This window comes from Pseudomonas oplopanacis (assembly GCF_057128725.1).
Genome location: NZ_JBSKHV010000013.1, coordinates 88300 through 113755, shown reverse-complemented (window position 1 = coordinate 113755; position 25456 = coordinate 88300). Strand labels below are relative to the sequence as shown.

At 60.7% G+C, this 25456-nt stretch carries 22 protein-coding genes; 8 read left to right on the top strand and 14 right to left on the bottom strand.

Annotation, left to right across the window (positions count from 1 at the left end):
* The first annotated feature begins 59 nt into the window (after window positions 1-59).
* A complete protein-coding gene (gene creD, locus ACWKV5_RS23165) occupies window positions 60-1430 on the top strand; it encodes a cell envelope integrity protein CreD (protein ID WP_483843137.1) in 1371 nt (456 codons plus the stop codon).
* Between the two features lie 210 nt (window positions 1431-1640).
* Here the strand turns inward: creD and ACWKV5_RS23160 are convergent, their stop codons facing one another.
* The 8 genes from ACWKV5_RS23160 to ACWKV5_RS23125 form a co-directional block, all read right to left on the bottom strand.
* Window positions 1641-2270, bottom strand: a complete 630-nt coding sequence (locus ACWKV5_RS23160; protein ID WP_483843136.1) for a glutathione S-transferase family protein — start codon at window positions 2268-2270, stop codon at window positions 1641-1643.
* Between the two features lie 52 nt (window positions 2271-2322).
* The gene (locus tag ACWKV5_RS23155; protein ID WP_027926678.1) at window positions 2323-2502 is read right to left on the bottom strand and encodes a hypothetical protein; all 180 of its coding nucleotides are present in this window, start codon (window positions 2500-2502) and stop codon (window positions 2323-2325) included.
* Window positions 2499-3629 carry a PepSY-associated TM helix domain-containing protein gene (locus ACWKV5_RS23150; RefSeq protein ID WP_483843135.1) on the bottom strand — a complete coding sequence of 377 codons (1131 nt, stop codon included), beginning with the start codon at window positions 3627-3629 and terminating at the stop codon, window positions 2499-2501. The genes ACWKV5_RS23155 and ACWKV5_RS23150 overlap by 4 nt, the downstream gene beginning before the upstream one ends.
* Before the next feature lie 73 nt (window positions 3630-3702).
* On the bottom strand, window positions 3703-6129 hold the full coding sequence (locus ACWKV5_RS23145; protein WP_483843134.1) for a TonB-dependent siderophore receptor: 2427 nt from the start codon (window positions 6127-6129) through the stop codon (window positions 3703-3705).
* Between the two features lie 238 nt (window positions 6130-6367).
* Window positions 6368-7339: a FecR domain-containing protein gene (locus ACWKV5_RS23140; protein ID WP_483843133.1), complete on the bottom strand. Its 972-nt coding sequence runs from the start codon at window positions 7337-7339 to the stop codon at window positions 6368-6370.
* Window positions 7336-7854: an RNA polymerase sigma factor gene (locus tag ACWKV5_RS23135; RefSeq protein WP_483843132.1), complete on the bottom strand. Its 519-nt coding sequence runs from the start codon at window positions 7852-7854 to the stop codon at window positions 7336-7338. The genes ACWKV5_RS23140 and ACWKV5_RS23135 overlap by 4 nt, the downstream gene beginning before the upstream one ends.
* Window positions 7855-8075: 221 nt before the next feature.
* On the bottom strand, window positions 8076-8783 hold the full coding sequence (locus tag ACWKV5_RS23130; RefSeq protein WP_483843131.1) for a 3'-5' exonuclease: 708 nt from the start codon (window positions 8781-8783) through the stop codon (window positions 8076-8078).
* Window positions 8780-10720: a putative nucleotidyltransferase substrate binding domain-containing protein gene (locus ACWKV5_RS23125; RefSeq protein ID WP_483843130.1), complete on the bottom strand. Its 1941-nt coding sequence runs from the start codon at window positions 10718-10720 to the stop codon at window positions 8780-8782. The genes ACWKV5_RS23130 and ACWKV5_RS23125 overlap by 4 nt, the downstream gene beginning before the upstream one ends.
* Window positions 10721-10973: 253 nt before the next feature.
* Here ACWKV5_RS23125 and ACWKV5_RS23120 point away from each other — a divergent pair, with 253 nt between their 5' ends.
* Window positions 10974-11435, top strand: coding sequence for a response regulator (locus tag ACWKV5_RS23120; RefSeq protein ID WP_483843129.1), 462 nt, complete (start codon window positions 10974-10976; stop codon window positions 11433-11435).
* 103 nt (window positions 11436-11538) lie between these two features.
* On the opposite strand, the gene ACWKV5_RS23115 is transcribed toward ACWKV5_RS23120, so the two are convergent.
* Window positions 11539-13716 carry a malate synthase G gene (locus ACWKV5_RS23115; protein ID WP_483843128.1) on the bottom strand — a complete coding sequence of 726 codons (2178 nt, stop codon included), beginning with the start codon at window positions 13714-13716 and terminating at the stop codon, window positions 11539-11541.
* A 591-nt stretch (window positions 13717-14307) separates the two neighbouring features.
* On the opposite strand from ACWKV5_RS23115, the gene ACWKV5_RS23110 reads away from it, so the two are divergent.
* On the top strand, window positions 14308-14826 hold the full coding sequence (locus ACWKV5_RS23110; protein WP_027926687.1) for a glycine cleavage system transcriptional repressor: 519 nt from the start codon (window positions 14308-14310) through the stop codon (window positions 14824-14826).
* A 215-nt stretch (window positions 14827-15041) separates the two neighbouring features.
* On the opposite strand, the gene rarD is transcribed toward ACWKV5_RS23110, so the two are convergent.
* From rarD to ACWKV5_RS23085, 5 genes are all read right to left on the bottom strand, one after another.
* The gene (rarD, locus tag ACWKV5_RS23105) at window positions 15042-15929 is read right to left on the bottom strand and encodes an EamA family transporter RarD (RefSeq protein ID WP_483843127.1); all 888 of its coding nucleotides are present in this window, start codon (window positions 15927-15929) and stop codon (window positions 15042-15044) included.
* Between the two features lie 117 nt (window positions 15930-16046).
* Complete coding sequence (locus ACWKV5_RS23100) at window positions 16047-17021, bottom strand: serine/threonine protein kinase (protein WP_123433055.1); 975 nt, start codon at window positions 17019-17021, stop codon at window positions 16047-16049.
* A 191-nt stretch (window positions 17022-17212) separates the two neighbouring features.
* Window positions 17213-19114 (bottom strand): PhoX family protein, encoded by a 1902-nt coding sequence (locus tag ACWKV5_RS23095; protein ID WP_483843126.1) that lies wholly within the window; start codon window positions 19112-19114, stop codon window positions 17213-17215.
* Between the two features lie 57 nt (window positions 19115-19171).
* Entirely contained in the window at window positions 19172-19936 is a 765-nt protein-coding gene (locus ACWKV5_RS23090) for a TOBE domain-containing protein (protein WP_483843125.1), read from the bottom strand.
* A 61-nt stretch (window positions 19937-19997) separates the two neighbouring features.
* The gene (locus ACWKV5_RS23085; RefSeq protein WP_483843124.1) at window positions 19998-20738 is read right to left on the bottom strand and encodes a ComF family protein; all 741 of its coding nucleotides are present in this window, start codon (window positions 20736-20738) and stop codon (window positions 19998-20000) included.
* A gap of 92 nt (window positions 20739-20830) precedes the next feature.
* Here ACWKV5_RS23085 and bioB point away from each other — a divergent pair, with 92 nt between their 5' ends.
* From bioB to bioD, 5 genes are all read left to right on the top strand, one after another.
* Window positions 20831-21886, top strand: a complete 1056-nt coding sequence (gene bioB, locus ACWKV5_RS23080; protein WP_010467114.1) for a biotin synthase BioB — start codon at window positions 20831-20833, stop codon at window positions 21884-21886.
* A gap of 159 nt (window positions 21887-22045) precedes the next feature.
* Complete coding sequence (gene bioF / locus ACWKV5_RS23075) at window positions 22046-23224, top strand: 8-amino-7-oxononanoate synthase (protein WP_483843123.1); 1179 nt, start codon at window positions 22046-22048, stop codon at window positions 23222-23224.
* Complete coding sequence (locus ACWKV5_RS23070) at window positions 23217-23948, top strand: alpha/beta fold hydrolase (RefSeq protein ID WP_483843122.1); 732 nt, start codon at window positions 23217-23219, stop codon at window positions 23946-23948. The genes bioF and ACWKV5_RS23070 overlap by 8 nt, the downstream gene beginning before the upstream one ends.
* Window positions 23941-24753: a malonyl-ACP O-methyltransferase BioC gene (gene bioC / locus ACWKV5_RS23065; RefSeq protein WP_483843121.1), complete on the top strand. Its 813-nt coding sequence runs from the start codon at window positions 23941-23943 to the stop codon at window positions 24751-24753. Before ACWKV5_RS23070 ends, bioC begins: the two co-directional genes overlap by 8 nt.
* On the top strand, window positions 24750-25430 hold the full coding sequence (gene bioD, locus ACWKV5_RS23060) for a dethiobiotin synthase (RefSeq protein ID WP_483843120.1): 681 nt from the start codon (window positions 24750-24752) through the stop codon (window positions 25428-25430). Before bioC ends, bioD begins: the two co-directional genes overlap by 4 nt.
* The last annotated feature ends 26 nt before the right edge of the window (window positions 25431-25456 follow it).

Here is a 25456-nt window from a genome sequence, read left to right as displayed (position 1 = left end):
CTCCATAAATCCCCCACACAGCGCTCCCAGAATCTCCCGATCCAAACAGGGAGAGTCCCATGAACCGCAGCCTGACCCTAAAACTCGGGGCCATTGCCCTTCTGATTTTGTTGCTACTGATTCCGCTCTTGATGATCAACGGCATTATCCAGGACCGCCAGCAACTGCGTGACGGTGTACTCGAAGACATCGCCCGCAGCTCCAGTTTCAGCCAGCAACTGAGCGGCCCGCTGATGGTGGTGCCGTATCGCAAAGTGGTGCGCACCTGGAAGCTTAACGAGAAAACCAACCAGCGCTACCAGGACATCGGCGAAGAGCGCGGTCGTTTGTACTTCCTGCCAGAGCGTTTCGAGCTTGATGGCCAGATCCAGACCGAGTTGCGCTCGCGAGGCATTTACGAGGCGCGCCTGTTCCATGCAGAAAACCATATCAGCGGTCACTTTTCCGTCCCGACGCAATGGGGCATCAAGGAAGACTTCGCGGATTACCAGTTCGACCAGCCGTTTCTGGCGGTGGGCATCAGTGACATTCGCGGCATCGAAAATGCGTTGAAACTGGACCTGAACGGCAAGACGCTGGACTTCGTTCCGGGCAGTCAGGTGGGTTGGCTGGGGGAGGGCGTGCACGTGACGTTGCCAGCGCTGGACACCAAACAAGTCACAGAGCTGGCCTTCGGTTTTGACCTGCGTTTGCAGGGCACCGGGCAGTTGCAGATTCTTCCGGTGGGCAAGACCAGCAAAGTCTCGCTGAGCGCGAACTGGCCGCATCCGAGCTTCATCGGCAACTACCTGCCGGCCCAGCGTGAAGTCACCGATCAAGGTTTTACGGCCAACTGGCAGACGTCGTTCTTCTCCACCAACCTGCAAGAAGCGCTGAGCAGTTGTGTGTCCGGCGGTGGTTGCGAGGCGTACAGCGGGCGCAGCTTCGGCGTGAGCTTTATCGATCCGGTGGATCAGTACCTGAAGAGTGATCGGGCGATCAAATATGCGTTGCTGTTTATCGTCTTGACCTTCGCCGGATTCTTCCTGTTCGAAGTGCTGAAAAGCCTGGCGGTACACCCGGTGCAATACGCGTTGGTCGGCGTGGCCTTGGCGTTCTTCTATCTGTTGCTGCTGTCACTGTCCGAGCACATCGGCTTTGCCCTGGCGTATCTGTTGTCGTCGGCGGGTTGTGTGTTGTTGATCGGGTTCTATGTCTGCCACGTGCTGCGCAGCGTGCGCCATGGCTTGAGTTTTTCGGCGGGGTTGGCGGCGTTGTACGGCTTGCTCTATGGCTTGTTGAGTGCCGAGGATTACGCGTTGCTGATGGGCTCGTTGTTGCTGTTCGGCTTGCTCGGGGTGTTCATGGTGTTGACCCGTAAGCTGGACTGGTACGGGATCGGGCAGAAGAACGCCAAGCCGATGGTGTTTGATCTGGGGGCGGTGGAATGAGCCGGTCGATTGGGTTGCGGGAGGATCAGCGGGAAGGGGAGGTGTTGGCAACGCTGATTGCGGTGTTGTTTCCGGTGGATGCGGTGTGGTGCCATCGCGAGCAGGCTCGCTCCCACAAGGAATCTGCAGCGGACGCAAAATTTGCAGACACCGCAGATCAATTGTGGGAGCGAGCCTGCTCGCGAAGAGGCCGGAACAATCAATGAAGATCTAGACCTTAGGCATCGTCGCCAACATCGAAGGCCGCTGACTCACCTCGAAATACCACGCCGTCAACTGCGGATTCGCCTCGCGCCATTGCAGATCCGGATGGCGCAGGTCGATGTAGCCCAGCGCACAGGCCACGCTGATCGCCGCGACATCGAAATGGCTGGTCAGCTCGGCAATCGCGTCCTTTTCCAGCAACGCCAAGCCGCGACGAATCTTGTCGCGCTGGGCATCCAGATACTCGTCCCAATGCTTCTGCGGGTCGCGCAGGACCATTTCGTAACGAACCAGCACCGACGCGTCCATGATCCCGTCGGCCAGGGAGGCCAGGGTCAGGCGACGCCAGCGGGCCGAGCCTTCGCGCGGAATCAGCGGGTTGCCGACATGCTGGTGATCGAGGTAATCGAGGATCACCCGGCTGTCATGGATGACGGTGCCGTCGGCCAGGCGCAGGGCGGGGATTTTGCCCAGCGGGTTGTCTTCGTTGAGTGACAGGTCCGGGTTGACCGGCGTGAGCACACAGTCTTGCAGCGCCACGCGGCCGGTCTGGCCGGTTTCGTGCAGCAGCACCATGACTTTACGAACGAAGGGCGATAACGAGTTGTGGTACAGGGTCATGCTGGGGGCGGACATGGCAACGTCTCGGTCGGTGGCAGTGTCGGGCAGCATAGCGCACCGACACAGTTCAGTGACGTTGCAAGAGGCCGCGCAGGGCGAAGAACGCGGGCACGCCCAGGCCGAGCCAGCTGAGGGCGTCCCACACGCCATCACCCAGCAGCGCGGCGAACAACCCGGCAGCGCTGAGCAAGGCGATAAACGCGGGTGTGCCGAAGACCTTCCAGAAGTTCGATTGCCTGCGCTTCATGCTTGAGCCTCGGCAGGTTCGAGCACTGGTTTTGCCGCTTTGCGCCGCACCACCCACAGGTAAACCCCGCTGCCGAGCACGATGATGGTCAGCACATCGAGGGTCGCCCACAGGATCTTCATCGGCATGCCGCCGTAATCGCCAAAGTGCAGCGGCTGCGACATGCCCATGGCGTCCATGTACCACGGTCGTTCAGCCACGGCGGTGACTTGCAGGGTGCTGGCGTCGATCAGCACCGGTGTCAGCAAGTGCGATGTCAGGTGGGTGCTGCCTTTCATGAACACAGCGTAATGGTGTTCGCTGGAAAACCGCGTGCCGGGGAAGGCGATGAAGTCGGGCGTCATGTCTGGCGCCACTTCCTCGGCAATGTCGAGCAGACGGCTCGCCGGTGCGAGGTGCGTCAGCGGTGGCGCGTCGCGGTACGGTGCGACCATCGCAGTCAGGCTGTCGTTGCGCCAGGCAGCAATCAGCAGGTCGGCACAGGCACTGATCACGCCAGTCACGCCGACGACGAGCGCCCAGGTCAGCGTGACCACGCCGATCAGGTTGTGCAGATCCAGCCAGCGCAGGCGAGTGGATTTGTCCTGGCGCACGGTGGCGAATTTCAAGCGACGCATGAAGGGCAAGTACAGCACCGTCCCGGAAATGATCGCCGCCACAAACATCAGCCCCATGAACGCCAGCAGCAACTTGCCCGGCAGGCCGGCAAACATGTCCACGTGCAGGCGCAGCATGACCATCATGAATCCGCCATTGGCCGAGGGCATCTCCACGGCTTCGCCGGTGCGGGCGTCGAGCATGAAGGTGTGCGAGGAGTTCGGCTCGGTGCCGGCGGTGGCCGCCATGATCGTAACGGCGCCGTTGGGCTCGTCGTCCTCAAAACCGAAGTACTGCATGACCTCGCCGGGACGATGCTTTTCAGCGGCCTGCACCAACTGCTGCAAATCCAGCCTCGGTGTGTCCGCCGGCATCGACTTCAACTCGGCAGCATCGCCCAGCAGATGGTCGATCTCGTGGTGGAAGATCAACGGCAACCCGGTCAATGCCAGCATCAGCAAAAAGACCGTGCAGATCAGGCTGGTCCAGGTGTGGACGAAGGACCAGCGGCGGATTGTTTTACTTTTCATTTCCAGGCCTTCAGAAATACCAAAGCCGTCCTGAAGAGGACGGCCTGGTGTTGGGGCATGTCAGGTCAGACGATTACCACTTGTAGGTTGCGCTGGCGACGACGCTGCGCTGGTCGCCGTAGTAGCAGTAGAAACTGTCACAAGTGGAGATGTAGTCCTTGTCGAACAGGTTGGTGGCGTTCAGGGCCAGGGACGCGCCTTTCAGGGTGTTGTCCAGGCGGCCGAGGTCGTAATGAACGGCGGCGTCGAACACGGTGTAGGCATCGGCCTTGCCCAGTTCGGTGTTGGCCTGATCGCCATAGGTATTGCCGGTGTAGCGAACGCCGGCGCCTACGCCGAAGCCGTCCAGCACGCCGTTGTGCCAGGTGTAGTCAGTCCACAGCGAGGCCTGTTGGTTAGGCATCAGTTGCAGGCGATTGCCTTTGAAGTCGCCATCCTGCACTTCGGATTTGGCCAGGGTGTACGCGGCGATGAGCTTGAGGTTTTCGGTCACGTCGGAAACCGCTTCCAGTTCCAGGCCTTTGACTTTGACTTCACCGGTCTGGCTGGTGATCGGCGTACCGGCAACCGTGGTGGTGACCGAGACGTTTTTCTGAGTCAGGTCGTAAATCGCAGCGGTCAGCAGGGTGTTGCTGCCGGGCGGCTGGTACTTGATGCCCAGTTCCCACTGCTTGCCTTCGGTGGGTTTGAACGATTCGGTGGACGAAGCCGCAGCGCCGGTGGTCGGCTGGAAGGATTCGGCGTACGACAGGTACGGCACAAAGCCCGAGTCGAAGACGTAGCTGATCGCCGCGTTGCCGCTGAAATTCTTGTCGCGCTCGGTGTTGGTGGCATCGCCCTTGTTGAAGAACTTGGTGCCGGTATGCACCCAGTCTTCACGGCCGCCGAGGGTCAGGCGCCATTGGTCGAGGGCCATTTGATCCTGCACGTACAGGCCGGTCTGGTAGGTCTTCTGGTCGTAATCGTAGAACGCGGTGGAACGCGCCGGACGCTCGATCGGCAAGCCATGGATCGGGTTGTTGACGTTGATCGGTGGTGCGGTGCCGAAAATGGAGAGGTAATTGGTATTGCTGCGTTGGTGATCGAGACCAAGCAGCACGGTGTGATTCACTTCGCCGGTCGCGAAGTCAGCCTGGAAATTGTTATCCACGGCGAACTGGCTGATGTCTTCATCGACGCTGGTGGTGGTGCGGCCAACATTGCCCGCGTCATCCACCTGGGTGAACGGATACGAGCCAACGGTGACGGCCTGGAACGACAGATCCGTCTTGGTGTAACGCAGGTTCTGCCTGAACTGCCAGACGTCGTTCAAGCGATGTTCGAACGCATAGCCCAGCGCGTAGTAGGTGCGGTCGTAGTATTCCCACTCCGGATCGCCGAGGTTTTTGTGGTGAGAAATATCACCGAACGGCATGTCGATTTTCGTACCTTGCACCGGCAGGAACTGGCTGGTGATGCCGGTATCGTCACGGGTGAACTGGGTGAGCAAGGTGAATCGGGTGTCTTCGTCGATGTTCCAGGTCAGGCTCGGCGCAATGTTGTAGCGCTTGTTGTCGACGTGGTCGATCTGCGTGTCACTGTCGCGCACCACACCGCTCAGGCTGTAGAGAAACTGGCCTTCGTCATCGATCTTGCCGGTGCTGGCGAAGTTGATCTGGCGCTGGTTGTAGTTGCCGTATTGCAGTTGGATTTCGTGGCTGTCTTCAGCGGTTGGACGACGGCTGACCATGTCCAGCAGGCCGCCCGGAGGGGTTTGGCCATAAACGGACGAAGCCGGGCCGCGCAGAACGGCGAGGCGATCGAGGTTCCACGTTTCCTGTTTCGGGGTGGCATACGTGCCTTTAGGCAGTGGCAGGCCATCGAGGAACTGGGTCGGTTCGAAACCACGCACGCGCAACCAGTCGGCGCGGGTGTCGCTGCCGTAGCTGCTGGCGGTGGTGCCGGGCATGTAGCGCACGGCGTCATCGAGGTTCTGGACGTTGCGGTCGTCCATTTGCTCGCGTGTAACGACGGAAATCGAGCGCGGTGCGTCGACCAGCGCAGTATCGGTCTTGGTGCCGGCGGCGGTACGTTTGGCGAGGTAGCCGTCTACCGGGCCCCAGGCACTTTCGATGTTTTCCGTACCAATGACCGCGGTTTCCGGCAGGGCCAGTGTGCCCTCGGGAATGGCGACCAGGCTGTAGGTGCCGGCGCTGCTTTGTTCCAGTTGCAGCCCTGTGCCGCGCAAGGCTTCACGCAGGGCGGCGGCCGCGTCGAACTGACCCTTCACCGGCGCCGAGGTTTTGCCCGCGGCCAGGGATGGATTCAGCGACAGCGCCAGGCCGGCCTGGCTGGCAATCTGATTCAGGGTGCTGGCCAATGGCGCGGCCGGCAGGTTGTAGGCGTGAACGCTGGAGGCCTGTTCAGCGGCGATCAGCTGAGTGCTGGCCAGAGGGACACAAAGGGCAATGGCGATAGCCAGCAAACTGGGGCGCAACAAGGTGTTCAGCGAACGGGACATACGGCGGCTCCTGAATGGAAACATTTCTCAATTGCTTAGGTGCCGGACGAGAATTGAAAAGTGATAGGGCTGGATGAAAATAATTTCGATTCAGAAATTTGATTGAGTCAGACGGCATCTTCGCGAGCAGGCTCGCTCCCACAGTTTGATCTTTGGTGTACACAGAATTTGAGTCCACTGGAGATCCCCTGTGGGAGCGAGCCTGCTCGCGAAGAAGGCCGCTCAGACACCACAGGACTCAAGGTTTGGCATCAGCCTTCGCCACCGTCACCCACCACGGCGTGTGTTGTTCGATCTGCACCGGCAGGGTCGGCAGCAGGGCGCTCAAGGCTTTGTCGGTGTCATGCAGCGGGAAGCTCCCAGTGATCCGCAGGTCGGCAATCTCGGGTGCAACACCCAGGTGCCCGCGCCGATACCGGCCGAGTTCGAACACCAGGTCTTCCAGGCGGGCGTTATCGACCACCAGCATGCCGCGAGTCCACGCGTCGGCGCCGGCATTGACGGCGACAATCGGCCCCAGGCCATTGCTGCGCATCAGCACTTGCTGGCCTTCTTGCAGAATCTGTTCTTCAGGACTCGCCTGCGGATGCGCGGCGACGGCGGACTTCAACACGCTCAGGCGCGTGCCTTCTTCCTCGCGCTTGACCAGGAACAACGTCCCGAGTGCACGCATGCTGCCTTCGCGGGTTTCGACGATAAACGGCCGGGCATCGCCGTGACCGGTCTCGACGAGGATTTCGCCTTCCTGAAGGATGATCCGCCGCTGCTTCTCATCAAAACGGATGTCCACGGCGCTGTGGGTGTTGAGGTTGAGCAGCGTGCCGTCCGCCAGGCGCAGGGTGCGCTGCTCGCCGGTGGCGGTGCGCTGGTCGGCCAGCCAATAGTCGAGGGGCAAATAACGCTCACCGGCAAACAACGCCAGTCCGATCACGGCGATAACACTGGCCACACCGCTGCCCAGTTTGCGCACGCGACGACGAATGCTTTCACGCGATTGCAGCAACGCCGTGCGAGCCGGGCCGTTGGCAACGCTGAAACGCTGGTCGAGCATGCCCAGCTGGCGCCAGGCGCGGGCATGTTCCTCGTGGGCTGCGTGCCACTGGCTGAACGCTTCGCGCTCCACCGGACTGCCGGAGTCGAGGGACAATTGCCAGGCAATCGCTGCATCCAGCACTTTGGCCGACACCGGTTTGGAGCTGACCGGGCTCATACCGGTTCACCGTACAAGGCGATGTAGCACTGACGAATCCCTTGGGCCAGGTATTGCCGGACACGCGGCACCGAGACGCCCAGTCGTTCGGCGATTTCGGCATGGGTGAGGCCGTCGAGGCGGTTATAGAGAAACGCGGCGCGAGCCTTGCTCGACAGCTGACCCAGCAAACGGTCGATGGCCTTGAGGTCTTCGAGGATCAACTGCTGCTCCTCGACCGACGGTTGTTCGCCTTCGGGGATCAGCATCAGTTCGGTGAGGTAGGCCTGTTCCAGCGCTGCGCGGCGGAAGTAGTCGAACAGCAGGCCTTTGGCAATTGCCACCAGGAACGCCCGCGGCTCGCGGGGTTCATTCAGCTCATCGCGGCCCAGCAACCGCACAAAGGTGTCCTGGCTCAGGTCTTCGGCACGTTGCGGGCACGCCACGTTGCGTCGCAGCCAGGCCAATAGCCAACCGCGATGGTCGCGATATAACGCACCAACGAGCTCACTGTGGGGGCTTTGGATTGACGACACGCAGCATCACCGATTGGGAAGTGTTAACTAACGAGAATTGTTCGCGATTGTGGCAGAGGCGGGGAAGGTAAGCAATTGGCGCTGGTCGGGTGAATGGAGTGTTAAGTAACCAGTTCGACCGCGTTATCGTTCTTCGCGAGCAGGCTCGCTCCCACAGGGTTCAGCGTTAACCCTGTGGGAGCGAGCCTGCTCGCGAAGGCACCAGTCAATTCACCCCATTACTAGAATGAAGGCGCATGCTGCCGGCGTTTCCACTGACTCACCCGCTGCTGCAAATTCAACGGACTATGAATCTGCTGCTGCCGCGCCCGGCTAAACAGGATCAACGCCAATTCAGCCGTCGCCAACGCATCGGCACTGGCGTTATGTCGCTCGAACACTTGCAGCTTGAACCAGTCGATCCACTCATCCAGTCCGGCCTCGCGAATTCGCGCCTGAGGGCACAGCAGCGGGGCGATGTCTGCCACATCCAGAAACGGATTCGCCAACTTGTAGCCCAAGTGGTCTTTCAATGCGCGGCCCAGCATGTGCTGATCGAACGGCGCATGAAACGCCAACACCGGGCTGTCGCCGAGGAACTCCATGAAATCGAGCAAGGCCTGCGCCGGGTCGCTGCCGGCCGCAATGGCGCTGGGGCCGAGGCCATGAATCAGCATGCTGGGCGCGAGCTTCATATCGGTGCATTGCAGCGTGCGTTCGAACTGCTGGCTGAAGTCGATGGCGCCGTCCTCGATCACCACGGCGCCAATGGACAACACCCGATCCCTGTTCAGGTTGAGCCCGGTGGTTTCCAGGTCGAGCACCACCCAACGTTGTTCACGCAGGCTGCATTCACCCAGCTCGGCTACCGCCGGCAAGCACTTGAGACGTTGTTGCAACTCCTCCGTCAGCAGCGGGGTAGCCGGGCGCAGCCATGAAAACAGGCTCATAGCTGATACCGCAGGGTCAGGCTGCTTTGCAGGCGTTGCGCCTGGCGCAAGGATTCGCGCAGGATCCGTCGGTCCAGATGATTGAGGCTGTCCGGATCGACCCGGTTGGAGTAGGGCAAGTTCTCCCGCGTTTGCAGCTGATGTTGCTGCATGCGGGTTTGCTGAATGAAGTGGTACGCCTCTTCATAGGCGGCCCCGTCCAGCGGCTGAATGATTTCCTTGGCCACCAGTTGGCGAAAACGCTCCAGGGTATTGTTGGCCTCGATCCCGTGGGCCAATGCCAGCAACCGTGCACCATCGACGAACGGTGTCAGCCCCTGCACCTTGAGGTCCAGCGTGGCTTTTTCACCGGTCTTGCGCGCCAGCACGAACTCCCGGAAACGTCCCACCGGTGGACGATTGCGCAAGGCGTTTTCGGCAAGCATCCGCTGGAACAGCCGGTTATCACCGACCTGATCAAGAATCGCGCGACGCAGTTGTTCGCACCCTTGCTCGTCACCCCAGACCACGCGCAGGTCGAAATAAATGCTCGAACCCAGCAGGTTCTCCGGCGTCGCCTCGCGGATAAACGCCGCAAACCGTCGCGCCCATTCGGCCCGCGACAAACACAACTCCGGGTTGCCGGCCATGATGTTGCCCTTGCACAGCGTGAAGCCGCAGAGCGCCAGGCTCTGGTTGATCTGCTGGGCTATCGGCAACAGCTTGCCGCGAATCTCGGCAGCGTGCGCGGCGTCCCTGGCCTCGAACAGAATGCCGTTGTCCTGATCGGTGTGCAGCGTCTGCTCACGCCGGCCTTCGCTGCCGAAGCACAACCAACTGAACGGCACGCCGGGGTCGCCTTTGTCGGCGAGGGTCAGTTCGATCACCCGGCACACGGTGTGGTCGTTGAGCAGCGTAATAATGTGGGTGATCTGCGTCGACGAGGCGCCATGAGCCAGCATGCGCTCGACCAGTTGGCCGATCTCGCCGCGCATCAGCACCAGGTTTTCGATGCGCTGGGCGCTGCGAATCGTCCGTGCCAGGTGCACCAGATCCACCCGTTGCAGGGAAAACAGGTCGCGTTCCGAGACCACGCCGCACAGGCGTTGATCTTTCACCAGGCAGACATGCGCGATGTGCCGCTCGGTCATGGCGATGGCTGCGTCGAAAGCGCTGTGGTCCGGCGACAGGAAAAACGGCGCCTGGGTCATGTGTCGGTCGATGGTTTCGTTGAAGTCGTTGGTGCCGGCCGCTACCACATGGCGCAGGTCGCGCAGGGTGAAGATCCCCAGCGGGGCTTTGTGTTCATCGACCACGACGATGCTGCCGACCTGTTGCTCGTGCATCAGCGTCACTGCTTCACGCAGCGGCGTCGCCGGGCTGCAGGTCACCGGGTGGCGCATGGCCAATTCGCCCAGGCGTGTGTTCAGCGAGTACTGAGTGCCGAGGGTTTCCACGGCTTTTTGCTGGACTTGCTGGTTGACCTGATCCAGCAGGCTACTGACGCCGCGCAGGGCAAAGTCGCGAAAAGTGCTGGAAATCGCGAACAGTTTGATGAACGCCAGCTTGTTCAATTGAAGGCAAAAGGTGTCTTCGGCGGCCAAGTGCTCAGTTCGGGTCGCCCGTTCACCCAGCAACGCAGCCAAGGGGAAGCATTCCCCCGTGGTGATTTCGAACGTGGTTTCGGTGCCACCCTTGGCCGTGTGCGGGCGCTCGCCTACGACGCGGCCCTGTTTGACGATGTAGAAATGTTCAACCGGGCCATCGGCGGGCTTGATGATGCTGTCGCCGGGGGCATAAAAACGCAGCTGACATTGTTCAACCAGGTACGCCAGGTGAGCGTGTTCCATCTGATTGAAGGGCGGGAAACGCTGAAGGAATTGCAAGGTACCCTGAATGTTTTGCAATACGGCGGTTTTCCCTGCCTGTGTGAAGGCGTCCGCTTTACTCATAACCATTACCGCAGTCTTTTTTGAATTGTTGTTGTCGGATGACTCTGCCATCGTCCGCCCCTGCGTGCGGAGTGCCCATTGGACGTAAGTCTAGGTAGGCCTTGCAGGTGTCGGAAGTTAGGAAATGTCTGACGCAAATGTGGGAAAAACCTCCTACATTGGCTATAGAAAAAGTTTCCGACGACGTGCACATTGAGGGTCTGCTTAGCGGTGTCTGACGATTGAGCTAGGGGATTGAATTGAAAACGTAGAGAGCGCCATGTCCGACCAAGATATTTTGAGTGATGCCGAGCGCGAGGCGCTGAGTGCCGTCATGCTCGAACCCGATTTGCCGCCGCAGCGAGTGCTGATCGTCGACGACGATAAAGATGCACGCGAGTTGTTGTCGCAGATTCTTGGACTGGACGGTATTCGCTGCATCACCGCTGCCAGTGGTGAAACCGCACTCAAGTTGCTGGTTGCTGAAGAGGAAGTGAAAAAGCCTTCAATCGGTCTGGTGATCACCGATTTGCGTATGGGCAATGTCGATGGCCTGGAACTTATCCGTCAGGTGCGTGAGTCGGTTCGGGCGGCCTTGCCCATCATCATTGTTTCCGGCGACGCTGACGTGAAAGACGCCATCGCGGCGATGCATTTGAGTGTGGTGGATTTCCTGCTCAAGCCTATCGACACCGAGAAGTTGCTGGAGCTGGTCAAGCATGAGTTGGGCATAGAGCCTTAGTACTGATCTCTCTGATTCACACACACACAGTGGATTGCATTCACAAATAAAAAAGCCCTGATCGAAAGATCAGGGCTTTTTCATGTCCAGCGTCAGCGACTAGTTACAGGCCATTGGCAGCCTTGAACTCGCGACGACGACGGTGCAGAACCGGCTCGGTGTAGCCGTTCGGCTGCTTCGTGCCTTCGACCACCAGTTCGACCGCCGCCTGGAAGGCGATGTTGCTGTCGAAGTTCGGGGCCAGCGGACGGTACAGCGCGTCATTGGCGTTCTGACGGTCAACCACCGGCGCCATGCGCTTGAGGCTTTCCATCACTTGCGCTTCGGTCACGATGCCGTGGCGCAGCCAGTTGGCGATGTGCTGGCTGGAAATACGCAGCGTTGCACGGTCTTCCATCAGGCCGACGTCGTTGATGTCCGGCACTTTCGAGCAACCCACGCCCTGGTCGATCCAGCGCACCACATAACCGAGAATGCCCTGGGCGTTGTTGTCCAGTTCGTTCTTGATCTGTTCGGCGGTCCACTGTGGATTGACGGCCAGCGGGATGGTCAGGATGTCGTCCACCGAAGCGCGCGCACGTTTGGCCAGTTCGGCCTGACGGGCGAACACGTCGACCTTGTGGTAGTGCAACGCGTGAAGCGCAGCTGCGGTCGGCGATGGAACCCAGGCCGTGTTCGCGCCGGCCAGTGGGTGGGCGATTTTCTGTTCGAGCATCGCCGCCATCAGGTCGGGCATCGCCCACATGCCTTTGCCGATCTGCGCGCGACCTTGCAGGCCGGTGCTCAAACCGATATCGACGTTCCAGTTCTCGTAGGCGCCGATCCACTTCTCGGCCTTCATGTCGGCCTTGCGTACCATCGGGCCGGCTTCCATGGAGGTGTGGATTTCATCGCCCGTACGGTCGAGGAAACCGGTGTTGATAAACACCACGCGCTCGCTGGCCGCCTTGATGCAAGCCTTGAGGTTGACCGTGGTGCGGCGCTCCTCGTCCATGATCCCGACTTTCAGCGTGTTGCGCGGCAGACCGAGAACTTCTTCGATGCGACCGAACAGTTCGTTGGTGAACGCGGCCTCTTCCGGACCGTGCATTTTCGGCTTCACGATGTAGACCGAACCGGTGCGGCTGTTCTTGCGCGAGCTGTGGCCATTGAGGCTGTGGATCGCTGCAAGGCTGGTCACCAGACCGTCGAGGATGCCTTCCGGCACTTCGTTGCCGTCTTTGTCGACGATGGCGTCGATGGTCATCAGGTGACCGACGTTACGTACGAACAACAGCGAACGACCGTGCAGGCTCAGTTCCTTGCCATCGACACCGGTGTAGGTGCGGTCGGCGTTCATGGTGCGGGTAAAAGTCTTACCACCTTTGGAGACTTCTTCCGACAGGTCGCCCTTCATCAGGCCGAGCCAGTTGCGGTAGATCACCACTTTGTCATCGGCATCGACGGCGGCGACGGAGTCTTCGCAGTCCATGATGGTGGTCAGTGCGGCTTCCATCAGGATGTCTTTGATGCCGGCAGCGTCGGTCTGGCCGACCGGGGTGCTGGCGTCGACCTGGATTTCGAAGTGCAGGCCGTTGTTCTTCAGCAGGATCGCGGTCGGCGCGCTGGTGTCGCCGTGGAAGCCGATCAGCTGAGCGTCGTTGCGCAGGCCGGTGTTGCTGCCGCCTTTAAGGGCGACCACCAGTTTGCCGTCAACGATTTTGTAGCCGGTGGAATCGACGTGGGAGCCGGCAGCCAATGGCGCGGCCTCGTCGAGGAAGGCGCGGGCGAAGGCAATCACCTTGTCGCCGCGAACCTTGTTGTAGCCTTTGCCTTTTTCCGCGCCGTCAGCTTCGCTGATGGCGTCGGTGCCGTAGAGCGCGTCATACAGCGAACCCCAGCGGGCGTTCGAGGCGTTGAGCGCGAAACGGGCATTCATGACCGGGACCACGAGCTGTGGGCCGGCCATGCGGGCGATTTCGTCATCGACGTTTTGCGTCGTTGCCTGGAAATCAGCCGCTTCTGGCAGCAGATAACCGATGTCTTGCAAGAAGGCTTTATAGGCCACGGCGTCGTGCGCCTGACCGGCACGAGACTGGTGCCAGCCATCGATACGAGCCTGGAAATCATCGCGTTTGGCGAGTAGGGCTTTGTTCTTCGGCGCCAGGTCATGAATGACCTTGTCGGCACCGGCCCAGAACTTATCGGCGGTGAGGCCGGTACCGGGAATGGCTTCGTTGTTCACGAAGTCGAACAGGACTTTGGCGACCTGCAGGCCACCGACTTGAACGTGTTCAGTCATTGCTTGCCTCACTCTGCTCAGCTATTTCGCTTTTCAGCTCTTCAATTTTGACAATGAAGCCTCTGGCCATTTAAACCACAAACCCGTCCGCCAGTACATGCCCTTTCGGGCGGCTGGGTTCGGTCCGATCAACGGCTTGGAGGCCTTGCTGACAGGGCTTTTCAGGGTTGCGAGTGTGCCGGTGGCAGACATCGATCCAACGTTATGTAGTGCGCGCTGCGGCATACTACATGATGAATTGCGCTTGTGAAAATTAGACTAATTACGTCGTTCTGCGACCCCATGACGCATTGCAGTCATGTCGGGGAACGGGATGTTCTCAAAAAACCATTGGATTGTTCCAGTTAAATATAAAAAGTTGTACACATAATCTTTGAAGCACGGCTATGGGGCTTTGGTTTCTGTGGCGAGGGAGCTTGCTCCCGCTCGGCTGCGAAGCAGTCGCAAAACCAGCGAATGCGCTGGTCTGGATAAATGCAGGGGGCGCTTCGCGCCCCAGCGGGAGCAAGCTCCCTCGCCACAAAAGCAGTGCCGCGCTGAATTTTTCCCCTTGCCTATACTTCTGTTTCTATAACAAAAGAGGGCTGCGCCATGGACCACCTCGTACTCACAGTATTTGCTCCGGACAAGGCTGGGCAGGTCGAGCGCATCGCCCAGTGCATTGCCGAGCACGGCGGCAACTGGCTGGAAAGCCGCATGTCGCGCATGGCCGGGCAGTTTGCCGGGATCCTTCGGGTGGGAGTGCCGGCCGAGGCCTACGATGAATTGGTCGATGCCCTGCAGGCGTTGTCCGCCCAAGGCATTCGCGTACTGATTGCCGAAAGCGGCATCGAGCAATCCTGCACCTGGAAGCCGATTGCAATGGAGTTGGTCGGCAACGATCGTCCGGGGATCGTGCGCGACATCACTCGTCTGCTCAGCGAACAAGGGGTGAACCTGGAAAGGTTGGTGACCGAAGTGCGGCCGGCGCCGATGAGCAGCGAGCCGCTGTTCCATGCCGAGGCGATTCTTGCCGTGCCACTGACCTTGTCGCTGGACGTCTTGCAGTCGCGCCTGGAAACCCTGGCGGACGATTTGATGGTCGAACTGGTGCTGCGCAGCGAGCCTTGACAGGCTTATCCAAGATTAACGTGCACCTGCCTGTGGATAACCTGTAGAGACAGCCCGCCAGCCCACGCCGGCCGGGCTTCTTCAGGATCTGATCAAAAAACCATCAGTTTCAACGAGTTGCGCACAAACGCCGGGGATCACGCTGTGGATAACCTTGGGAAGGATCGATGCAGGCCACTTCGGACGTGGCCTGTAGAGGTTTGTGTGTTTTTTGATCAGCTGCGGCGGCGCAGACTTATCCACGCATCAACGCTGTACACCGCCAGGCCCGCCCAAATAAAGATGAACGCAACCAGTGTGCTGGACGACAGCTGTTCGCCAAACAACAGAACGGCTTGCAGCAGCACCAGTGTCGGCGCGAGGTACTGGAGGAATCCCAATGTCGTGTAGGGCAAATGCCGTGCGGCGGCGTTGAAACACACCAGCGGCACCAGCGTGACCGGGCCGGCGGCCACCAGCCACCAGGCTTCGGAGGTGGTCCAGAACTCGGGCTGAGCGCTTGTGGCGGTTTGATTGAATAGCAGCCAGGCAATGGCAATCGGCACCAGCATCCAGGTTTCCACCACCAGCCCCGGTAGTGCCTTGACCGGCGCCTGCTTGCGGATCAATCCGTAGAACCCGAACGTCAGCGCCAATACCAGCGACACCCACGGCAGGCTGCCGACTTGCCACACCTGCTGCGCCACGCCAACCGCCGCTAAACCAACGGCCAGCCACTGCATGCGCCGCAGCCGTTCGCCGAGGATCAACATCCCCAGCAACACGTTCACCAGCGGGTTGATGTAGTAACCGAGGCTGGCCTCAAGCATCCGTCCATTGTTCACCGACCACACGTAAGTCAGCCAGTTGGCCGCGATCAGCGTGCCGCTGAGGGCCAGGATCGCCAGGCGTTTCGGGTTGTCACGCAACTCGCGCCACCAGCCGGGATGTTTCCAGACCATCAGCAACAAGGCGCCGAACAGCGCGGACCACAGCACGCGATGGATGATGATCTCCACGGCGGGCACGCTGGCGATGGCTTTGAAGTAGAGCGGGAAAAGTCCCCAGATGATGTAGGCACTCAGGCCCAGAATGTACCCGCGACGCGGGTTGGCGGCTTGCATGCAGAGTCCTTGCTTAGGCAGCTAACAAAGGGAGATTGTAAGGAGATTTATCTCCGAATGTCCTGCCTGAATAGGTTGGGCAATTGTGAACACAACCCCTGTGGGGGTTGTGTTGGGTCAGAAGAGTTTTAGTGGTTCTTCATTGAGTGCCGCCAATTGCTCACGCAACGCCAACACCTGGTCCCCCCAATACCGCTCGCTGCCGAACCACGGAAAACTGTGCGGGAACGCCGGGTCATCCCAGCGACGGGCGAGCCAGGCGCTGTAGTGCATCAGGCGCAAGGCGCGCAGCGGCTCGATCAACGCCAGTTCTCGCGGATCGAAATCGTGAAACTCGTTGTAGCCGTCCATCAATTCCGACAATTGGCCGAGGCATTCCTGGCGGTCACCGGCGAGCATCATCCAGATGTCCTGCACCGCCGGGCCCATGCGGCAGTCGTCGAGGTCGACGATGTGGAACATTTCGTCGCGGCACATCATGTTGCCGGGGTGGCAATCGCCGTGCATGCGGATGTTCTGGTGCGGCGTGGCCTTGTAGACCTCTTCCACCCGCTTGAGCAGGTCGCGGGCCACGGACTCGTAGGCGGGCAGCAAACTCTTGGGAACAAAGTTGCCTTCGAGCAGGGTGGTCAGCGAGTCGTGACCGAAGTTCTTAACGCCCAGCGCTTCACGGTGCTCGAACGGTTTGGTGGAACCCACGGCGTGCAGACGACCGAGCAGCTGACCCAGGCGATAGAGTTGATCGAGATTTCCCGGCTCTGGCGCACGGCCACCACGGCGCGGGAACAGGGTGAAACGAAAACCGTTATGTTCATGCAGGCTGGCGCCGTTGTGAATCATCGGCGCGACCACGGGCACGTCGCACTCGGCGAGTTCGAAGGTGAACTGGTGCTCTTCGAGAATCGCTTCGTTGGTCCAGCGCTGTGGGCGGTAGAACTTGGCGATCAGCGGCTCGGAGTCTTCGATGCCGACTTGATAGACGCGGTTTTCGTAGCTGTTGAGCGCCAGAATGCGCGCGTCGCTGAGAAAGCCGATGCTTTCGACGGCATCGAGCACGAGGTCTGGGGTAAGGGTTGCAAACGGGTGGGCCATGCTGACTCCTGCGCGCAGCAGGCTGCCGCGTCCGGCCAAGCATGGTAGCGCAGACGGGGCGTCTTTAGGGCCTGGCCTTGAGATGAGTGTGGTCTGGGCGGACGCTTTCGCGAGCAGGCTCGCTCCCACACTGGATCTGCGACACTCCGCAAATCCCCTGTGGGAGCGAGCCTGCTCGCGAAGGGGCCTGATCAGGTGCCGACGACCCCGCCATCTTCACGAGTAATGGCCATCACCGAAGACCGCGGCTTGCCGTTCGGCAAATGCTCAGGGAACGTCGATCCACCGTTCTCCCCCGGATGCTGAATCCCGACAAACAACGTCTTCTGATCCGGCGAGAAGCTGATGCCGGTCACTTCGCAACCGATCGGCCCAACCATGAACCGGCGGATCTCCCCGGTCACCGGGTCGGCACACAGCATCTGGTTGTTGCCCATCCCCGCAAAATCACCGGCATTGCTCGAATCGCCGTCGGTGAGAATCCACAACCGCCCGGCCTTGTCGAAACCCAAGCCATCCGGGCTGTTGAACATGTTCTGCGGGGTGATGTTCGACGAACCGCCCTTTGGCGTGTCGGCGTGGACGCCCGGGTTGCCGGCGACCACAAACAGGTCCCAGGCAAAGCTTTTCGAGCCGTGATCGTCACGGTCGGTGCGCCAGCGCAGGATCTGCCCGTAGACGTTTTTCTCGCGCGGGTTTGGCCCACCCACCGGTTGACCCTCTTCGCCGCGCTTGGCGTTGTTGGTCAGGGTGCAATAGACCTGGCCATCCTTGGGGCTGACCACGATCCATTCCGGACGGTCCATGCGTGTGGCTTTCACCACGCTGGCGGCGAGACGCGCGTGGATCAGCACTTCGGCCTGGTCGGCGAAACCGCTGCTGGCGTCGATGCCGTTTTTGCCGTGGGTCAGCTCGACCCACTCACCTTTGCCTTTCGGGTGATCGGCATTACCGTCGCCGGCATCGAAGCGCGCCACGTACAAGGTGCCGTGGTCGAGCAGGTCGCGGTTGGCCTTGGGTTTTTTGTGGTTGATCTTGTCGCGGCTGACGAACTTGTAGATGAACTCGCCGCGCTCGTCATCGCCCATGTACACCACGGCGTGGCCGTCATGGGTTTCTGCCAGCGCAGCATTTTCGTGCTTGAAGCGGCCCAGGGCCGTGCGCTTGACCGGGGTTGATTGCGGATCGAACGGGTCGATTTCCACCACCCAGCCGTGACGATTGAGTTCGTTCGGGTTCTTCGCCAGGTCGAAACGCTCGTCGTGCTGGTGCCAGTTGATCTCTTTACTGGCTGCCACCGCGCCGTAGCGTTTTTGCGCCGCGTCGAATTTTTGCTCGGCATTGCTGCTGCCGAAGCAGTCGGTGAAGTTCTCTTCGCAGGTCAGGTACGTGCCCCACGGCGTCTTGCCGTTGGCGCAGTTCTGGAAGGTGCCGAGGACGTTCTTGCCGTGTGGGTCGGTGCTGGTTTTCAGCAGTTCATGGCCGGCGGCCGGGCCGCTCAGGCTGATCGGCGCATTGCCGTGGATACGACGGTTGTAGCGCGAGCCCTGGACGAACTGCCACTGGCCGTTCTTGCGCTGCACTTCGATCACCGACACGCCTTCGCAGGCCAGCGCCTTGCGCACTTCTTCGGCCGATTGCGGCATGCCGCCGTGCGCGTAGAGGTAGCGATAGTTGGTGTATTCGTTGTTGATCGCCATCAGCGCCCGGTCTTTTTCACCGGGAAACTCGAACAGGCTCATGCCGTCGTTGTTGTCACCGAACTGGACTTCCTGATGCTCGGCCGTGCCGTTGCCACTCGGGTCGAAGGCCGGGCCATTCTTTTGCAGCGGCTGGCCCCAGCTGATCAGCACCGAGGACTTATAGCCGGCCGGCAAGGTAATGGCGTCGCTGGTGGCGGCGGGGATGCTGTCGAAACCCAACAGTTTGCTGGTGCCTGCGCTGACACTCGCGGCCATGACGCTGCGGCTCAGCAGGTTGCCACCCAGGAACATGGCGGCACCGCAGAGGGCACCGGCGCTGATAAAACCGCGACGGCTGAGGCCGACCATTTTTTCGAGATCGGTGGACTGGTTTTCTTCTAATAGGCTCACATCAGGCTCCCTGCGGTTTTTGCAGCCACCTTAGTGAGCGGACATGACGCTTTTGTTTCAGAGCGGAGTGCCCAACAGGACGTTCGAGGGCGAAAACTGCACCCGCACCGGTTTGTCGGTGGTCAGCCCGTGGGTTCGCAAATGCAGTGGCTCGGCCAGGGCGCACAGCGTCTGGCCATTGGGCAAGCTGATGCGCACTTCGCTGGGCCCGTCTTCGGCGTCGAGAATTTCTTCGATAATGCCGGTGAGGCAATTGTTGCCGGGTGTTGCGTGTTGCTCGATTGCCAGCACGTCCAGCCAGCCGGCCTTGATCAGGGCGACCACTTCGGTGCCGGTTTCCAGTTCCAGGCGCAGGGTGCTGTCGTGGGTGATCTGCGCATCGATATTCAAGCCTTCGGCCAGTTCGAGGCGGATCCGGTCGTTGCGGCCCTGGGCTTCGATCTCGACAACCTTGCCGTGCAGTTGATTGCGCGCGCTGGTACGGAGCATCAAGCGGCCGAGCAGGTCGAGATCGCTGGCATCTTCGGCGGCTTCCAGCACCTGGGCCTGGAGGACTTGCAGCTTTTGATAAAGGCGCAACACGCGCCGGCCTTCGCTGGAGAGTTTGGCACCGCCGCCGCCCTTGCCGCCGACGCTACGTTCCACCAGCGGTTTCTGCGCCAGGTTGTTCAGCTCATCGATGGCGTCCCACGCCGCCTTGTAACTCAGGCCCGCGCTTTTCGCAGCGCGGGTGATCGAGCCTTGTTCGGCGATGTGTTGCAGCAAGGCGATGCGCTGCGGACGACGGACAATGTGCTGGGACAACAAGGTAGGCAAGGACATGGCGAGGCGCTTTGGCTGTGACAATTAGAAGACGTTGGCCGCTTGGGCACCGGGAGTCAAGTCAGGCCGCATCGCCCGGCTTGGGTGTGCGAGCCAGGCAATAGACGTCAACCCGCGCAGCCCCAGCGTCCATCAGCAGCCGGGCGAGGGCTTGCGCCGTGGCACCCGTGGTCAGCACGTCGTCCACCAACGCCAAATGGCGGCCCTTGATCTGCGCGCCGGGTGTCAGGGCGAACGCGTTGCGCAGGTTCTTTTTGCGGGCCTCGGCATTCAAATCCTGCTGCGCGCTGGTGTCTTGAGTCCTCAGCAGCAGCGTTTCGTCGCAAGGAATGTCCAGATGGCCGCCGAGCCAGCGGGCGAGCATCGCGGCTTGATTGAAACCCCGTTGGCGCAGTCGTTTTGTAGCCAGCGGCACCGGGACCAGTGCGTCGGGCCGATTGAGGTCTTCGTCGAAGCGATGTTGCAGGTATTGCGCGAGAAGATCGGCGAGCAGGCGGCCAAACGGCCACTTTGCCGAATGCTTGAAGCGCGTGATCAACGTGTCCAGCGGAAAGCTGTACGACCACGGCGCGGCGACTCGCTCGAAGGCGGGTGGTTGTTTCAGGCACTGGCCGCAGGTCAAGCCTGTGCCGGGCAAGGGCAGGGCGCAGGTCTGGCAGTGATCGCCAAGCCAGGGCAACTCGGTTTCGCAGGCCATGCAGATCGGGATGTTTTCCTCGGCCGGTTCAGCACAGAGCAAGCAGTGTTGTTTGTTTTTTAACCAGATGTAAACCGGTCCATCGTATCGTGGTTGACAGCGCATGAGTCTTCCTTAAATATGCCGAACATCCGTGTCGCGTCTGTGGGTATTCCATCCCCCAGCCGCTTGCCAAGCATAAAACAAAGGAAACGCCCATGAGCGCCAGCACCTCTGCAACCCTGCGTCATGACTGGTCTTTGGCCGAAGTCAAAGCACTCTTCGTTCAGCCATTCAACGACCTGTTGTTCCAGGCTCAGACGGTGCACCGCGCACATTTCGACGCCAACCGCGTCCAGGTTTCCACGCTGCTCTCGATCAAGACCGGCGCTTGCCCGGAAGATTGCAAATACTGCCCACAGTCCGGTCACTACAACACCGGCCTGGAAAAAGAAAAACTGATGGAAGTGCAGAAGGTCCTCGAAGAGGCCGCTCGCGCCAAGGCCATTGGTTCGACTCGTTTCTGCATGGGTGCGGCGTGGAAACACCCGTCGGCCAAAGACATGCCGTACGTGCTGGAAATGGTCAAAGGGGTGAAGGCCATGGGCCTGGAAACCTGCATGACCCTCGGTCGCCTGGATCAGGACCAGACCGTTGCGCTGGCCGACGCCGGCCTCGACTACTACAACCACAACCTCGATACGTCGCCTGAGTTCTACGGCAGTATCATCACCACCCGCACCTACAGCGAACGCCTGCAAACCCTGGCCTACGTGCGTGAATCGGGGATGAAGATCTGCTCCGGCGGTATTCTCGGCATGGGCGAGTCCCTCGATGACCGCGCCAATCTGCTGATCCAGCTGGCCAACCTGCCTGAGCATCCAGAGTCGGTGCCGATCAACATGCTGGTGAAAGTTGCCGGCACGCCGCTGGAAAATGCCGAAGACATCGATCCGTTCGACTTCATCCGCATGCTCGCCGTTGCCCGCATCCTGATGCCGCAATCCCACGTGCGCCTGTCCGCCGGCCGCGAAGCGATGAACGAGCAGATGCAGGCCTTGGCGTTCTTCGCTGGCGCGAACTCGATTTTCTACGGCGAAAAACTGCTGACCACCGCCAACCCGCAGGCCGACAAGGACATGCAACTGTTCTCGCGCCTGGGGATTCTGCCGGAAGCGCGCGAAGAGCACGCCGACGAGGTGCATCAGGCGGCAATTGAACAGGCACTGGTTGAGCAGAAGAGCAGCGAGCAGTTCTATAACGCCGCTGTCTAAAGTCTCCACCGATTCCTCTGAAGGAATGCAAAACACTGTGGGAGCGAGCCTGCTCGCGAAAGCGATCGAACAGTCGACATTTATGTTGAGTGTGAAGGCCACCTCGCGAGCAGGCTCGCTCCCACAGTGGTCATGTGTCATTTGATAGCCGAGGCCTGCATGTCTTTCGATCTCGCCGCACGCCTTGCTGCCCGTCGTGCCGAAAACCTCTATCGCCAGCGCCCGCTGCTCGACAGCCCTCAAGGCCCGGAAGTGGTAGTCGACGGCCAGCCATTGCTGGCGTTCTGCAACAACGATTACCTGGGCCTGGCCAATCACCCGCAAGTGATCGAAGCCTGGCGTGCCGGTGCTGCTCGCTGGGGCGTGGGTGGCGGGGCGTCGCACTTGGTCATCGGTCACAGCACGCCGCACCATGAACTGGAAGAAGCCCTGGCTGATCTGACCGGGCGCCCGCGTGCGTTGCTGTTCACCACCGGATACATGGCCAATCTCGGCGCGGTCACCGCGCTGGTCGGGCAGGGCGATACGGTGCTCGAAGACCGGCTCAATCATGCTTCGTTGCTGGATGCTGGTCTGCTGTCCGGCGCGCGTTTCAACCGCTACCTGCACAACGACGCGGTCAGCCTGGCCAAGCGTCTGGAGAAAGCCACGGGTAATACGCTGGTGGTCACCGACGGCGTGTTCAGCATGGACGGCGACATTGCCGACCTGCCGGCGCTGGCCCGCGAAGCCAAGGCCAAAGGCGCTTGGCTGATGGTCGATGACGCTCACGGGTTTGGCCCGCTGGGTGCCAATGGCGGTGGGATTGTCGAGCACTTCGGCCTGAGCCAGGAAGACGTGCCGGTGTTGGTCGGTACGCTGGGTAAAGCGTTCGGTACCGCCGGGGCTTTTGTCGCGGGCAGCGAAGAGCTGATCGAAAGCCTGATCCAGTTCGCCCGTCCCTATATTTACACCACGAGCCAGCCACCGGCGCTGGCGTGTGCGACGCTGAAAAGCCTCGAACTGCTGCGCACCGAACATTGGCGACGTGAGCATCTGAAGACGTTGATCCGCCAGTTCCGCCAAGGTGCCGAGCAAATCGGCCTGGAGCTGATGGACAGCTTCACGCCGATCCAGCCGATCAGGATCGGCGATGCCGGGCGTGCGGTTCGACTGTCGCAGATGCTGCGCGAACGTGGCCTGATGGTGACGGCAATCCGTCCGCCGACGGTGCCGGCTGGCAGCGCCCGCTTGCGCGTGACCCTGACCGCCGCGCATAGCGAGGCCCAGGTGCAACTATTGTTAGATGGACTGGCCGATTGTTTTGCCCAACTGAAACCGGAGCCAAGCCATGCGTGATCGATTGATTCTGCTGCCCGGTTGGGGCCTCGGGATTTCGCCATTGGAACCTTTGGCGGCAGCCTTGCAGGGGCTGGATGAGCACCTGCGCGTCGAGATCGAACCGTTGCCGGAACTGGAGTCAAGTGATCTTCAGGAATGGCTCGATGAACTCGATTCGACAGTGCCGCAGGACGCCTGGCTCGGCGGCTGGTCCTTGGGTGGCATGCTGGCGGCAGAATTGGCGGCACGGCGCGGTGATCGCTGCTGCGGCTTGCTGACCCTGGCGAGTAATCCTTCGTTTGTCGCCCATGAGCAATGGCCGAGCGCGATGCCTGGCGAGACGTTCGATGCGTTCCTGGCTGGCTGCCAGGCTGATCCGCGCATGACGTTGAAACGGTTTTCGTTGCTGTGCGCACAAGGCGCCGAAGACCCGCGCGGTCTGTCGCGGTTGTTGCTCGGTGGCGCGCCAAACGCTTCTGCTTCGACCTTGATGAGTGGTCTGGAGGTTCTCGCACAACTGGATACTCGCCAGGCTTTGCAGGCGTTTCGCGGTCCGCAACTGCATTTGTTCGCCGGCCTCGACGGCCTGGTCCCGGCCGAAGCGGCGGGGGACTTGCTGGCGCTGCTGCCGGATGTCGAAATCGGTCTGATTGAACAGGCCGGCCACGCGTTTCTTCTGGAAGACCCCCACGGTGTGGCGGGGGCGATTCAGGCCTTTTTGCATGAGTCCGGTGATGACTGATTTATCCCTTCACAGCCTGTCCGGCGGTTTGCCCGACAAGCGCCAGGTGGCCGCCTCTTTTTCCCGTGCCGCGGCGAGCTACGACAGCGTGGCGGAGTTGCAGCGCGATGTTGGCAGCCAGTTGTTGAGTCGCCTGCCCGCGGATTTTGTCCCGGATCGTTGGCTCGACCTGGGCTGCGGCACCGGGTATTTCAGTCGGGCGCTGGGTGAGCGTTTTCCTACCGGTCACGGCGTCGCCCTCGACATTGCCGAAGGCATGCTCAATCACGCCCGGCCATTGGGGGGCGCCACCCATTTCATCGCAGGCGATGCGGAGCACTTGCCGCTGCAGGATTCGACCTGCGACCTGATCTTCTCCAGCCTGGCCGTGCAGTGGTGCGCGGACTTCGGCTCGGTCCTGAGCGAAGCGCAGCGTGTGCTGAAACCGGGCGGGATTTTCGCGTTTGCTAGTCTTTGTGTAGGGACGTTGTTTGAGCTGCGTGACAGTTGGCGGCAGGTCGATGGCATGGTGCACGTCAATCGCTTCCGCGAGTTGGGTGTTTATCAGCAACTGTGTGCGGCCAGCGGCTTGAAAACCGTCAGTCTGCAAACCCGTCCTCATGTGTTGCATTACCCGGATGTGCGCAGCCTGACCCATGAACTCAAGGCCTTGGGTGCGCACAACTTGAACCCTGGGCGGCCGGGTGGTTTGACTGGCCGGGCGCGGATCCTCGGTTTGATCGAGGCGTATGAGCAGTTTCGTCAGGCTGAGGGTTTGCCGGCGACTTATCAGGTGGTTTATGCCGTATTGGAGAAGCCTTTATGAGCAAAGCCTATTTCATCACCGGTACGGACACTGATGTCGGCAAGACGACCGTGGCCGCCGGGTTGTTACATGCCGCGCGGTCGGCAGGCTTGAGCACGGCAGCCGGCAAGCCGGTTGCCTCGGGCTGCGACGTGACGCCCAAGGGGTTGCGTAACGCCGATGCGCTGGCGCTGTTGGCCGAATGCTCATTGCCGTTGACGTATGCACAGGTCAACCCGGTGGCGTTCGAGCCAGCCATCGCGCCGCACCTGGCCGCGCGGGAAGCTGGCGTGGCGCTGACGGTGCAATCGCTGTTGACGCCTATGCGCGAGATTCTCGATATGCAGGCCGATTTCACCCTGATCGAAGGGGCGGGCGGCTGGCGAGTGCCGTTGGCGGATCAGGACAATCTGTCTGACTTGGCGATGGCGCTGGATTTGCCGGTGATTCTGGTGGTCGGTGTGCGCCTGGGTTGCATCAATCATGCGCTGTTGACGGCCGAGGCGATTGCCCAGGATGGATTGCAGCTGGCGGGGTGGGTGGCCAATATCATTGATCCCAAAACCTCGCGGCTGGAGGAGAACCTCGCGACACTCGCCGAGCGCATCCCCGCACCGTGCCTTGGGCGGGTGCCGAAACTCAAGTCGGTCACCGCTGAATCGGTGGCGGAACATTTGCAGCTGGATTTGCTGGACTAGGTTTTAGCTATCACAAGGCACTGTGC